This window comes from Streptomyces fradiae (assembly GCF_041270065.1).
Classification (GTDB): Bacteria; Actinomycetota; Actinomycetes; order Streptomycetales; family Streptomycetaceae; genus Streptomyces.
This window is the reverse complement of the sequence record NZ_CP065958.1, coordinates 2,471,723-2,484,354: the sequence shown is the minus strand read 5'-3', so window position 1 is coordinate 2,484,354 and position 12,632 is coordinate 2,471,723. Positions and strand designations below refer to the sequence as shown.

Sequence of the window (12,632 nt, the reverse complement as noted above, 5' to 3'; positions counted from 1 at the left end):
TCCGAGCCGTACGGGACAATGGCGCCATGAGTCTGTTCCGCGACGACGGCATCGTGCTGCGCACCCAGAAGCTGGGTGAAGCGGACCGCATCATCACGCTGCTCACGCGCGGTCACGGACGCGTACGCGCCGTCGCGCGCGGGGTGCGGCGGACCAAGTCGAAGTTCGGGGCCCGGCTCGAACCGTTCTCGCACGTGGACGTGCAGTTCTTCGCCCGCGGGAGTGAGCTGATCGGACGCGGGCTCCCGCTCTGCACACAGAGCGAGACCATCGCCGCGTACGGCAGCTCGATCGTCACCGACTACGCCCGCTACACCGCCGGCACCGCGATGCTGGAGACGGCGGAACGGTTCACCGACCACGAGGGCGAACCGGCCGTCCAGCAGTACCTGCTGCTCGTCGGCGGACTGCGCACCCTCGCGCGCGGCGAGCACGCCCCGCACCTCATCCTCGACGCCTTCCTGCTGCGCTCGCTCGCCGTCAACGGCTACGCGCCCAGCTTCGAGGACTGTGCGAAATGCGGCCTTCACGGCCCCAACCGGTTCTTTTCGGTCGCCGCGGGCGGAGTCATCTGCGCGGACTGCCGGGTCCCCGGAAGCGTCGTACCCTCTGCGGAGGCCGTTGGCCTGCTCAGCGCGCTGCTCACCGGCGACTGGGAGACGGCGGACGCGGCCGAGCCGCGTCACGTCAGGGAGGGCAGCGGACTCGTGTCCGCCTATCTGCACTGGCACCTGGAGCGCGGGCTGCGCTCCCTGCGTTATGTAGAGAAAAACTAGGAGAGACCACGCCATGGCCATCGCACGACTTCTCGGGCGCCAGCGTCGGGAGTACAGGACCCCCGAGCCGCACCCGTCCGGTGCCCGCCCGCCGAAGCTGCAGTCGGAGCTCGTGCCCGAGCACGTCGCGATCGTCATGGACGGCAACGGCCGCTGGGCCAAGGAGCGCGGGCTGCCGCGCACCGAGGGGCACAAGGTCGGCGCCGAGCAGGTGCTCGACGTGCTGCAGGGCGCGCTGGAGATGGGCGTCGGGGCGATCTCGCTCTACGCCTTCTCCACCGAGAACTGGAAGCGCTCGCCCGAGGAGGTGCGCTTCCTCATGAACTTCAACCGCGACTTCATCCGCAAGACCCGCGACCAGCTCGACGAGCTCGGCATCCGGGTGCGCTGGGTGGGCCGGATGCCCAAGCTGTGGAAGTCGGTCGCCAAGGAGCTCCAGGTCGCGCAGGAGCAGACCAAGGACAACACCAAGCTGACGCTGTACTTCTGCATGAACTACGGCGGGCGCGCGGAGCTCACGGACGCGGCGCAGGCGCTCGCGGAGGACGTGAAGGCGGGCCGGCTCGACCCGTCGAAGATCACCGAGAAGACCATCCAGAAGTACCTCTACTACCCGGACATGCCGGACGTCGACCTCTTCCTGCGCCCCAGCGGCGAGCAGCGCACGTCCAACTACCTGATCTGGCAGAGCGCGTACGCCGAGATGGTCTTCCAGGACGTGCTGTGGCCCGACTTCGACCGCCGCGACCTGTGGCGGGCGTGCGTCGAGTTCGCGCAGCGCGACCGGCGCTTCGGCGGGGTGGACCCGGCGGATCTCGCCGTCCTCGACAAGGCGTGAGCAGCCCGTTGACGGCCGAGGCCGTCGAGCTGATCTACACGCCGACGCGCGCCGACGTGGTGGCGGCGCTGGTCGCCCGCGCACGGAAAACGCGGCAAGCGCGGGTGATGCGGTGGCTGTGCGTCTACACCACGGTGATGTGCCTGGTGCTCGTCGTCCTGAAGGCAGGCAGCGGGAACGTGCCGGGCGCGGTGCCATGGGGCCTGTTGGCCCCGGTCGTGGCCGCTCTGCCCGCCGCGCAGCGGCGTTCGTCGGCGCGGCAGGCTCTCAAGAGGCTCGCGCCCCTCGGGGAGTTCCGGACCGTCGTGAGCGACGAGGGGGTGCACGCGGCCGCCCGCGGCCTCGAAAGGCGCACTGCGTGGAGTGCTCACCCCCGGTACGCCGAGGGGGCGGAACTGTTCGTCCTGCTGACCGCAGACCGGTCCGCCACCGGCCTTGTCGTCCTGCCCAAGCGCGGGCTCGCCGACCCGGCCGACGTCGACCGGCTCCGTACGCTCCTGGACCGGAACATCACCCGCCTCTGAGCGGGCGTACGGATACGCGAGGGCCCGCACCGAATCGCTTCGGTGCGGGCCCTCGTCTATGTCAGGTCACTTCGACGCGCAGTCCTCGCACGTGCCGAAGATCTCCACCGTGTGTGCCACGTTCACGAAGCCGTGCTCGGCCGCGATCGTCTCGGCCCACTGCTCCACCGCCGGGCCCTCGACCTCCACGGCCTTGCCGCAGACGCGGCAGACCAGGTGGTGATGGTGGTCGCCGGTCGAGCAGCGGCGGTAGACCGTCTCGCCGTCGCTGGTGCGCAGGGCGTCGACCTCGCCCGCGTCCGCGAGGGACTGGAGCGTGCGGTAGACGGTGGTCAGGCCGACGGAGTCGCCGCGGTGCTTGAGCATGTCGTGCAGCTCCTGGGCGCTGCGGAACTCGTCCACCTCGTTCAGGGCCGCCGAGACTGCGGCCCGCTGCTTGGTCGAGCGGCCTTTTACGGGGGGTCCTGCCGTCGCCACGGGGGCCTCCTTGAATCCTTGTCTGCCCCCGCCATTCTGCCAGCCCCCCGTACCCCTTCCGTGAGACCCGGCTCAGACCTTCACGTCGTCCGTGGGGCGCCGGGTGCCCGGGACGCAGCGCGCGTCGCAGTCCGCGATGGCCTGTTCGGCGGCCCGCGCCCGGCGTCGGGCGAGCGGGGCGGCGAGCAGGGCCAGGGTGATGAAGACGCCGATCGCGAGCAGGACGATGGTCGCGCCGGGCGGTACGTCCTGGTAGTACGAGGTGATCGTGCCGGAAAGGGTGACGCCCGTGCCGATCAGCACCGCGAGCACGAACGTGGTCTTGAAGGACCGGGAGAGCTGCTGGGCCGCCGCGACCGGGATCACCATCAGCGCGCTGACCAGGAGCAGGCCGACGACGCGCATGGCGACCGTGACGGTGACGGCCGCGGTGACGGCGATCAGCAGGTTGAGGACGCGCACCGGCAGGCCGGTGACCCGGGCGAACTCCTCGTCCTGGCTGACGGCGAAGAGCTGGCGGCGCAGGCCGACCGTCACGAGCAGGACGAATCCGGCCAGGATGCTGATCGTGGTGACGTCCTCGGTGGAGACCGTCGAGAGCGAGCCGAAGAGGAACGAGCTGAGGTTGGCGTTGGAGCCGGTCGGCGAGAGGTTGATCAGCAGGACGCCGCCCGCCATGCCGCCGTAGAAGAGCAGCGCGAGGGCGAGGTCGCCGCGGGTCTTGCCGTACGCCCGGATCAGTTCCATGGCGACGGCGCCGGCGACGGCGACCAGGGTCGCCATCCACACCGGGTTGGTGTTCATGAGGAAGCCGAGGCCGACGCCGGTCATGGCGACATGGCCGATGCCGTCGCCCATGAGCGCCTGGCGGCGCTGGACGAGGTAGATCCCGACGGCGGGGGCGGTGATGCCGACGAGTACGGCCGCGAGGAGCGCCCGCTGCATGAAGGCGGGTTCGAGGAAGTCCATGGTCTTGTCTCTCGGTCTCTTGTCTCTCCGCGCCTCAGGTCAGCAGGCCGGTACGGAGCGACTCGTCGGCCGCGTGGGGGTGGACGTGGTCGTGGCCGGGCAGGGCGTGCTGGCCGACGGCCTGCGGCGGCGGGCCGTCGTGGACGACGCAGCCGTCGCGGAGCACGACCGCGCGGTCGATGAGCGGCTCGAGCGGGCCCAGCTCGTGCAGGACGAGGAGGACGGAGGTGCCGCCGGCGACCTGCTCGCGCAGGGTCGCGGCGAGGATCTCCTGGCTGGCGAGGTCGACGCCGGCCATCGGCTCGTCCATGATCAGCAGCTCGGGTTCGGAGGCGAGCGCGCGGGCGATGAGCACCCGCTGGTGCTGGCCGCCGGAGAGCGCGGAGACGGAGTCGGTGGCGCGGTCGGCGAGGCCGACGAGCTCCATGGCGCGCAGTACGGCGGCCTTGTCGGCCCTGGTCGGCAGGCCGAAGCGGCGACGGGCGAGCCGGCCGGAGGCGACGACCTCGCGGACGGTGGCGGGGACGCCGGCGGCCGCGGTGGTGCGCTGCGGTACGTAACCGACGCGGGCCCAGTCGCGGAACCGCTTCTGCTCCGTGCCGAACAGCTCGATCGTGCCGCCGGTCAGCGGCACCTGGCCGATGACGGAGCGGACGGCGGTGGACTTGCCGGAGCCGTTGGCGCCGAGCAGGGCGACGACCTCACCGCGGTGGACGGTGAGGTCGACGCCCCGGAGGACGGGGCGGGCGCCGAGGGCCGCCGTGGCTCCGCGGACGGAGATGACGGGCTGGTCGTCGCTCATGAGTGCCTCCTGTGCCTCCTGCTGTGCTGTGGTCACTTGGCGCCGAGGGCCTTCTGCAGCGCCGCGAGGTTGGACTGCATGACCTCGATGTAGTCATCGCCCTTGGACTTGTCCGTGATTCCCTCGAGCGGGTCGAGCACGTCGGTCTTCAGACCGGTGTCGGTGGCGAGGGTCTTCGCGGTCTTGTCGCTCGCGAGGGTCTCGAAGAAGACCGTGGTGACCTTGTCCTTCTTCGCGATGTCCTGGAGTTCCTTGATGCGGGCGGGGCTCGGCTCGGACTCGGGGTCCATGCCGGAGATGCCCTCCTGCTCCAGGTGGTAGCGCTCGGCGAGGTAGCCGAAGGCGGAGTGGGTGGTGATGAAGGTCTTGGTGGTGGTGTTCTTCAGACCCGTCTCGAAGGCGGTGTTCAGGTCGCCGAGCTTCTTCACCAGGGCGTCGGTGTTCTTCTTGTAGTCGGCGGCGTGGGCCGGGTCGGCCTTCTCGAAGGCGGCGCCGACGCCCTTGGCGACCTCGGCGTACTTCACGGGGTCCAGCCAGATGTGCGGGTCGGCACCGGCCTCGGACTCGTGGCCCGCGTGGTCCTCGTGGCCGGCCTCTTCGGAGCCGTGGCCCTCTTCGCCCCCGTGCTCGTGGCCGACCTCGGTGCCGTGCTCTTCGAGCTTGGTGAGGGTGGTGGCGTCGACCTTGGCCTTCACGTCGGTCTGGGCGATCGCGTCGTCGACGGCGGGCTGGATGCCCTTGAGGTAGAGGATGACGTCGGCCTCGCCGAGCTCGCCGATCTGCTTCGGCTTGAGCTCCAGGTCGTGGGGTTCGACGCCGGGCTTGGTGAGCGTGTTGACGGCCACGTGGCCGCCGCCTATCTGCTCGGCCAGGTACTGCATGGGGTAGAACGACGCGACCACGTCCAGCTTGCCGTCGCCCCCCTTGTCCGCGGCGTCGGAGGTTCCGCCGCAGGCGGTGAGGGTGATGAGGCCGAGGGAGACGGCTCCGGCGAGGGCGGTGGCGGGTATGAGGCGGCGTACGTTCATGACACTCATTTTCAACAAAAATGGAAACGGTTGTCAATTGCCGGACGTGTGTCCCACGGCACTACTGTTCGATCATGCGGCGCGCGGAGATCAACGGCATCCCCCTGTACTGGGACGACATCCCCGGGCCCTTCACGGCTCACCTGCTGCTCGGTACGGGCGTCGAGGACGAGCCGCTGCCGCTGGGCGGCGTCACCGAGCTCCTGGAGCAGCTCGCCGTCACGGCCGTAGCGGCCGTGACAGCCGTCGTCGAGATCGACTCCGCCGTGCGGGGCGACCACGTCCACTTCCGTCTCGTCGGCGCCCCCGAACGCGTCGCCGAGGCCGTGAACCGGCTCTGCCGGGCGCTCGCCGAGCCGCCCGTGGCCGGCCTCGCCGCCGCCGCGCGGCGCGTCGCGGCGCGGCAGGAGCGCGAGGAGCGCTGGGAGGGGTTCCAGGAACGGGAGCTCGGATACCGCTACGGGCTGCGCGGCCCCGGCCGGATCGGCTGGGGCTCCCTCGCCCTCGACCACCTCGTCGACCACGCCGGTGCCGGCGCCGTCCGCGCCTGGGCCGCCGAGCGCGTCACCCGGGCCGGGGCGGTGCTGCTGCTCAGCGGGCCGCCGCCGGAGGCCCTCGACCCGCGGCTCCCGGACGGGCCGCGCGTCGAGCGGCCCGTCGTCGCTCCGCTGCCGGGGCGGGCCGGCTGCTGGCTCCAGGCGCCCGGGCACTGGATCGACCTGGCCATCGTCTCGTACGAGGGCCCCGCCTCGCCCGCCGGTCGGCTGGCCGCCGAACTGGTGCGCCACCGGGCGCTGCGCGATCCGCACGTGGCGGCCGATTTGACCGGCGACGTCGAGGTCCACTCCTCGTACGTGGGCGGCGGGCGCATGCTCTTCTGGCTGGTGGCCGACACCGACGAGATGGGCGCCGCGGCGGTGGGCGAAGCCCTGGACGCGATCCTGCGGGAGCTGGCGGGGTACGGCCGGGAGGGCGCGGGCGCGGATGAGGAGGCGGGCGAGGCCGCGGACAAGGCCGCGGACGAGGTGCGGCGGCTCGGTCTGGCCTGGACCGAGCGGCTCGACACCGCCGAGCAGCGGCACGGGCAGCTGGTCACGGCCGGCCTCGACCACCTCTCCGGCCTGGAGGTCTTCGACGTGCCGGCGCTGCGCGAGCGGATCGCCGCGCTGGGCCCGGCCGACCTCCGCGCGGCCCTCGCCTCGTACCCCTCGACCGCCTTGCTCGTGCTGCCCCACGCGTGCGTGCCCGGCGCGGACAGTCCCTTCGAGCCGGAGCGGCACGACACCCTCGCCGAGACCCTCCACGACCACCCGTACACGTACAAGCCCCGGCTGTTCGGGCCCGCCGGGCGCCACGAGCGGATGTATCTGAACGACGAGGGCATCGCGCACTGGAACGGGCACTGCCTCCGCTCCGTGCGCTGGAACGAGGCGGCCGGGCTCGGGATCTTCCCCTCCGGACTGCGGCGGCTGTTCGGGGAGAACGGCGATGTCGTCGATATCCAGGCAGACTGGTACAAGTCGGGGGCCGATCTGGCCCTCGCCGCCGACACCCGCGTACCGCCCTCCCTCCGCTTCCCGATGAGGGAGGAGGAACCGATTTGATACGGGCCCCAGGGGCGCCGGTAACCTGTGGCATTCGCACTTCGTCGTCGTAATGAAGAGAGCACCGTGGCCGCCGACAAGATCGACAGCATCGTCAGCCTGAGCAAGCGCCGTGGCTTCGTTTTCCCCTGCAGTGAGATCTACGGCGGTCAGCGCGCCGCCTGGGACTACGGACACCTGGGCGTCGAACTCAAGGAGAACATCAAGCGCCAGTGGTGGCGTTACATGGTCACCTCGCGCGAGGACGTCGTCGGTATCGACTCGTCGGTCATCCTGGCGACCGAGGTCTGGGAGGCGTCCGGTCACGTCGCGACCTTCACCGACCCGCTGACCGAGTGCACCTCCTGCCACAAGCGCTACCGCGCGGACCACCTGGAGGAGGCGTACGAGGAGAAGCACGGCCGCCTCCCCGAGAACGGCCTCACCGACCTCAACTGCCCCAACTGCGGCAACAAGGGCACCTTCACCGAGCCCAAGCAGTTCTCCGGCCTGCTCTCCACCCACCTCGGCCCGACCCAGGACAGCGGCTCCGTCGCGTACCTGCGTCCCGAGACCGCGCAGGGCATCTTCACCAACTTCGCCCAGGTGCAGACCACCGCGCGCAAGAAGCCCCCGTTCGGCATCGCGCAGCAGGGCAAGTCCTTCCGGAACGAGATCACTCCGGGCAACTTCATCTTCCGCACCCGCGAGTTCGAGCAGATGGAGATGGAGTTCTTCGTCAAGCCGGGCGAGGACGAGCAGTGGCACGAGTACTGGATGGAGCAGCGCTGGAACTGGTACACCGGCCTGGGTCTCCGTGAGGAGAACATGCGCTGGTACGAGCACCCGAAGGAGAAGCTCTCCCACTACTCGAAGCGCACCGCCGACATCGAGTACCGCTTCCAGTTCGGCGGCAGCGAGTGGGGCGAGCTCGAGGGCGTGGCCAACCGCACCGACTACGACCTGAAGGCCCACGCCGAGGCCTCGGGCGCCAACCTGACCTTCCTGGAGCAGGAGGGCGAGCGCTACACGCCGTACGTCATCGAGCCCGCCGCCGGTGTCGGCCGCGCCATGCTGGCCTTCCTCCTCGACGCGTACACCGAGGACGAGGCCCCCAACGCCAAGGGCGTCATGGAGAAGCGCGTCGTGCTGCGCCTCGACCACCGCCTGGCCCCGGTCAAGGTCGCCGTCCTCCCGCTGTCCCGCAACCCGGAGCTCTCGCCGAAGGCCAAGGGCCTCGCGGCCGACCTGCGGCAGAACTGGAACATCGAGTTCGACGACGCCGGCGCCATCGGCCGCCGCTACCGCCGCCAGGACGAGATCGGCACCCCGTACTGCGTCACCGTCGACTTCGACACCCTCGAGGACAACGCGGTGACCGTGCGCGAGCGCGACACCATGAAGCAGGAGCGCGTCTCCCTGGACCAGATCCAGGGCTACCTGGCCAGCCGCCTGATCGGCGCCTGACCCCCTGGTCGTCGGTACGGCGAAGCCCCCGGTTCCGGAAACGGAACCGGGGGCTTTCCCGTGCCCGGGCCTGGACGGAATGGCGTACTCCGCTCCAAGGCCGGGTAGATACAAGGGATTTGATGGCGCATCGGATCGGCCATCCGCTACCGTTGATCCATCCGAGACACCAGGCCGCACCGTGGCGCATGGGTTCGAGGCCGCTGCCGGAATGGTCCGGTGCCGGCCCCGAAGGCTCGGGCCGCCGCAGGGCGTCCCCGGCTGTCGCCGGTGCGGGTGGTTACCTTCATATGAGGTCTGATCCCGCATCGCCGTGACATCTGCCCCCGGAACGACCGCCGTGTGCCCGGTACGCGGCGGTCAGGCACTCCGCGTTCGCCACCTCCTCATGCGAGCCGGGTGGTGAGAAGGGCCTCCGGCAACGGTGCTGGAGACAACCCAGACGTGCCCGGGAGTCGACCCATGATTTCCAGGAACAGTGCCCCCCGTCTGTACGCGATCGACGACGGAGGCGACGGCCGTTCGCTGGTCTCGTTCGCCCGCTTACGCATCGAGCTTCCCCACCTGTCCGCCGCGACGCGGATCTGGCAGACCTTCCGCCACGAACTGGCGGCGGACACCCGGCTGCTCATCCCCGCCCACGCGCCCCTCCACTCGGTCGACCTCGCCCGCGCTCGCGGCCGCCACCTGCACCGCTCACGCAGCTCCGACAAGGCCGCCCACCAGCGGCACAGCCGCGAGGTGATCCTGCGCGGACTGCGGGCCATCGCCACCATGCCGGGCGCGGACGTGCACGTGGTGTACCGGCGCACCCAGCGCTACGGCCACGACCGGCCCGACCTCTTCGCCGCGCTGCTCGCGCAGATCGAGCAGGAGCTGACCGAGGCCGGCACCAGGGGGATGGTTGTCGTGGACGGCGACGGCACGGAACGCCAGCTGGCCCAGGCGCTGCACCGCCTTCCCGACCGGGGCCGCCGCATCGTCGGCGGCGTCCGCTTCCGCAGGTCCCAGGAGTACGGCCTGCTCCAGGCCGCCGACATGATCGCGTACTCCGCCCACCAGGCGGTCGCCAAGCGCGACGCCGGGATCGAGATGGCGCACTGGTTCGGCGCCACGTTCCCCGGCACGTGCGGGCCCAGCGCCCGCTGACCACCACAGACAAAAGGGCCGGCCCCCGGCGAGGCCGGGGGCCGGCGGGCTGGACCTGGCCCACTGAGAGCGGGCCAGAACCGCGTTGCCAGTCTTCCACACTCATGCGAGATCAGGAGAGGTCACATGTCCGCCACGCGCCCGGGAACACCGGTCGAGATCGAGTGGGACAAGCAGAAGATCGAGGTCGCCGATGTCCTCCGGGAGCTGCCCGACGCGTCGAGCGTGGGCGACCGGAACGCCCTGGTGAAGGCGGGTCTTGAGAGCTCCCTCGCCTACCTGCCCGAGGACTCCTGGCACGCGCTCGCCCGTGCCGTCGTGACGCCGTCCACGGTGACCGTGCAGCTGAACAACTCGCGGGACGCCGACAGCAGCCTGCTCCTTGAGGAGTCCGTCGACGGCGCACTGCTCCGGTCCGTCCACTCCCGGATATGGCTGTACGAGCTCTTCCCCGGGATCCAGCCGCGGACGGCCCAGGAGATCCTGGCGACCGAGGACCCCCTGGTGGAGGGCGCGGCCGAGGAGGACCGCCCGCAGGCGGTGCTGCGCTACCGCTACAAGAACCTCGCCCACCTGCGGAACCACATCCGGCAGACGCTCGCCGTGACGCTGGCCCGCAACTCCTACGCGGAGTCGATCCTCGCCCGCCGGGTGACCCGCGCGCTGATCGCCCACCCGGTCGTCTACGAGTTCGAGGACGGTTCGGAGCCGGTGCACGTGCTCGTCGCCCGCGACGGCATCACGCGACTGGCCAGCGCCTGGAAGGTCCTCGCCGGACCGGACGAGGAGCCGGAGGCGGTGGCGGAGATGGCGGCGGAGGTGCTCGTCGCCAGCCTCGCCGTCGTGGAGGGACAGCCGCACAAGCCGCGTACGCAGCGGATGGCCCTGGCCCGGGAGCGGCGGCGCAAGAAGCTCCGGGCGGAGTTCTACGAGGAATGGGGCCGGGCGCAGGGCGAGGCCGTGCCGCTGCGGGCCGTCCAGATCGGGCAGTCCCACACCCTGCCCGCCCATGTGACGGTGGGGGTGGTGCCGAACGGAGGCACGTCCCTCGCCGCGCGCGATGTGTTCGACGACGCGCTGCACTCCGTCCTCGCCTCCATCCACGTCGAGTTCAAGGCCTGGGACGAGGCCGCGCAGAACGTGGAGGTGGCGGGCCGCGCCCTGAAGCACGTCGTGCAGAGCCACCAGAGCGACGGGCTGGCCGGCATCTACGAACTGGCCGTCGGACGCCGGGAGGTCGCCGACCTTCCCTCGGTCTACAACGAGCCGAAGCTGCCGGCCACCGGGCTGTGGCGGGCCACCCGGCTGGTGCACACCCTGACGCGACCCGCGCTCTACGACGCCCTGCGCCATCGGGCCAAGGAGATCAAGGGTGTTCGCCGGATGACCGACAAGGGCTTCGCGGCGCTGCTCGGACCGATGGTCGACCAGCCGTGGCGGGCCACGAAGAAGGGCGCGTCGACGCAGGCCCGCAACGCCTGGACGAACGGAGGCGTCCTCTTCAAGGAAGTGCTGAAGGACGGCTGGGCGCCCGTCGTCACGGACGACTTCACCTCCCTCGTGGAACCCGCGATGGGCGGCGACCAGAACGCCCGGCTCACCCTCGCCCTGGCAGGTGGTACGGCGCTGATCGCGGACAAGCTCCTGACCCGGAACGTCGGCTCCGCCCTCGGCGCCCGCCGGGCGTACGGCAAGGTGCCCCTGCGCAGCGACACGCACAAGGTCGTCGAAGGGCTCGCGCGCGAGGGCAACCTCCTCGGCCTGTGGACCCTGGGCCTCGCGGCGCAGCGGTTCCAGGACAGCGGCCTGCCCTGGAACGCGAGCCAGCAGGAGGGCCTGCCCAGCCTGGGGGGCTACGCGCACTACGCCGTCGACCTGGAGGCGGAGGACCGCATCCTGCGGGAGGGTGGCGACCCCGTTCCGCTGCTCGAATGGGACGTGGTCGCGGCGGCTTTCCCCGAGCGGGTGAAGCCCGGAAGGGCGGGCGGCGCCGACGACGCGGACGGCGAGCGGGGGGATCAGAGCGGCGACGCGGAGGGCGACGACTGGGACGACGTGGGGGAGGAGGCGCAGTTCGAGGAGGGCGCGGACGGGAGTGAGGACGAGCTGCCCGTGGACCAGCGGATCGCCCACCGAAGGACTCTCCTCGGCGAGTCGCTGGCCGATGCGAAGGAGCTCGTGGAGCAGCTCCACGCCCTCGACGGGCTGATCTCCTCCCCGCCGCTGTACGGGCAGAAGGAGACCTGGGCCTCCCTTCGGGAGATGGCCATGACCATCGCAACCAGCCTCCACAACAAGGCGGGCGACTACCCGGAGGACTCCGAGTGAGCGGGTGAGGGACGGGAAGGACGAGAAAGGGGTGCCGGATCCATCGAGGATCCGGCACCCCTTTCTCCTTGTCTCTCCGCGGGTCAGGGCCGCAGCGCGCGCTGGACCAGGGCGACCACCGCGTCGAACGCCGCCTCGCTGGCCGGGGACGTCCACTCCGCCGCGTGGGCCGGGTTGTGGAAGCGGTCGGTGGCGTGGAAGACGGCGCGGGCCGTGGTCGCCAGGTCCTGCTGCGGGGCGGCGAAGACGTCGTCGCGGACGCCGGACGCCAGGATCTGGGCGATCTGGTCGACGAGGTGCTGTTCGTGGCGGTCGACGACCGCGCTGTTCTCGCCGATCAGGACCTGGAAGGTGGCCATCAGCTCCGGGTCGCCGCCGGCCTTCGTGCGCTTGAGGGCGAAGAGGGCGGTGAGCCAGCCGGTCAGCCGCTCGTCGGCGGGGCTGTCGCCCTCGGCGTACGGTTCGAGCGCGGTGATCGTGCGGTGCAGCCAGCGTTCGGTGACCGCCTCGCGCAGCGCCGCCTTCGTACGGAAGTGGCGGTAGACGCTGCCGTGGCTCACGCCGAGGGCGCGGGCCACGTCCACCACGGTCGCCTTCGCCGGGCCGTAGCGGCGCAGCACCTCCTCGGTGACTTCGAGGATGCGCTCTGCGGTCAGGGTTTCGGTGCTGGCGGCCATGCCACTGACAGTAC

Annotated in this window: 12 protein-coding genes; 7 read left to right on the top strand and 5 right to left on the bottom strand. The window is 71.0% G+C overall.

Annotation, left to right across the window (positions count from 1 at the left end; all coding sequences use genetic code 11):
• Positions 1-26 precede the first annotated feature (26 nt).
• From recO to JAO84_RS11140, 3 genes are read left to right on the top strand one after another with little or no spacing between them, the layout of a single operon-like run.
• Positions 27-776 (top strand): DNA repair protein RecO, encoded by a 750-nt coding sequence (gene recO / locus JAO84_RS11150; RefSeq protein WP_370412692.1) that lies wholly within the window; start codon positions 27-29, stop codon positions 774-776.
• A 13-nt stretch (positions 777-789) separates the two neighbouring features.
• A complete protein-coding gene (locus tag JAO84_RS11145; RefSeq protein ID WP_265862228.1) occupies positions 790-1,614 on the top strand; it encodes an isoprenyl transferase in 825 nt (274 codons plus the stop codon).
• Positions 1,611-2,138 (top strand): YcxB family protein, encoded by a 528-nt coding sequence (locus JAO84_RS11140; protein WP_370412689.1) that lies wholly within the window; start codon positions 1,611-1,613, stop codon positions 2,136-2,138. Before JAO84_RS11145 ends, JAO84_RS11140 begins: the two co-directional genes overlap by 4 nt.
• Before the next feature lie 66 nt (positions 2,139-2,204).
• Here JAO84_RS11140 and JAO84_RS11135 read toward each other — a convergent pair whose 3' ends face one another.
• From JAO84_RS11135 to JAO84_RS11120, 4 genes are all read right to left on the bottom strand, one after another.
• Positions 2,205-2,615 carry a Fur family transcriptional regulator gene (locus JAO84_RS11135; protein WP_265862225.1) on the bottom strand — a complete coding sequence of 137 codons (411 nt, stop codon included), beginning with the start codon at positions 2,613-2,615 and terminating at the stop codon, positions 2,205-2,207.
• Between the two features lie 72 nt (positions 2,616-2,687).
• Entirely contained in the window at positions 2,688-3,584 is an 897-nt protein-coding gene (locus tag JAO84_RS11130; RefSeq protein ID WP_370412687.1) for a metal ABC transporter permease, read from the bottom strand.
• Positions 3,585-3,618: 34 nt separating this feature from the next.
• Positions 3,619-4,386 carry a metal ABC transporter ATP-binding protein gene (locus JAO84_RS11125; protein ID WP_370412685.1) on the bottom strand — a complete coding sequence of 256 codons (768 nt, stop codon included), beginning with the start codon at positions 4,384-4,386 and terminating at the stop codon, positions 3,619-3,621.
• Positions 4,387-4,418: 32 nt separating this feature from the next.
• Positions 4,419-5,414, bottom strand: coding sequence for a metal ABC transporter substrate-binding protein (locus JAO84_RS11120; RefSeq protein ID WP_370412683.1), 996 nt, complete (start codon positions 5,412-5,414; stop codon positions 4,419-4,421).
• Between the two features lie 74 nt (positions 5,415-5,488).
• Between JAO84_RS11120 and JAO84_RS11115 the strand changes: the two genes are divergently transcribed.
• The 4 genes from JAO84_RS11115 to JAO84_RS11100 all read left to right on the top strand — a co-directional run bounded on the left by JAO84_RS11115 (position 5,489) and on the right by JAO84_RS11100 (position 11,941).
• Positions 5,489-7,018, top strand: a complete 1,530-nt coding sequence (locus JAO84_RS11115) for a hypothetical protein (RefSeq protein ID WP_370412681.1) — start codon at positions 5,489-5,491, stop codon at positions 7,016-7,018.
• Positions 7,019-7,084: 66 nt separating this feature from the next.
• Positions 7,085-8,464 (top strand): glycine--tRNA ligase, encoded by a 1,380-nt coding sequence (locus tag JAO84_RS11110; RefSeq protein ID WP_370412679.1) that lies wholly within the window; start codon positions 7,085-7,087, stop codon positions 8,462-8,464.
• A 462-nt stretch (positions 8,465-8,926) separates the two neighbouring features.
• On the top strand, positions 8,927-9,613 hold the full coding sequence (locus tag JAO84_RS11105) for a DUF3800 domain-containing protein (protein ID WP_370412677.1): 687 nt from the start codon (positions 8,927-8,929) through the stop codon (positions 9,611-9,613).
• A gap of 126 nt (positions 9,614-9,739) precedes the next feature.
• The gene (locus JAO84_RS11100) at positions 9,740-11,941 is read left to right on the top strand and encodes a hypothetical protein (RefSeq protein ID WP_370412675.1); all 2,202 of its coding nucleotides are present in this window, start codon (positions 9,740-9,742) and stop codon (positions 11,939-11,941) included.
• A gap of 83 nt (positions 11,942-12,024) precedes the next feature.
• Here JAO84_RS11100 and JAO84_RS11095 read toward each other — a convergent pair whose 3' ends face one another.
• Positions 12,025-12,618 carry a TetR family transcriptional regulator gene (locus JAO84_RS11095; RefSeq protein ID WP_370412673.1) on the bottom strand — a complete coding sequence of 198 codons (594 nt, stop codon included), beginning with the start codon at positions 12,616-12,618 and terminating at the stop codon, positions 12,025-12,027.
• Between the last annotated feature and the right edge of the window lie 14 nt (positions 12,619-12,632).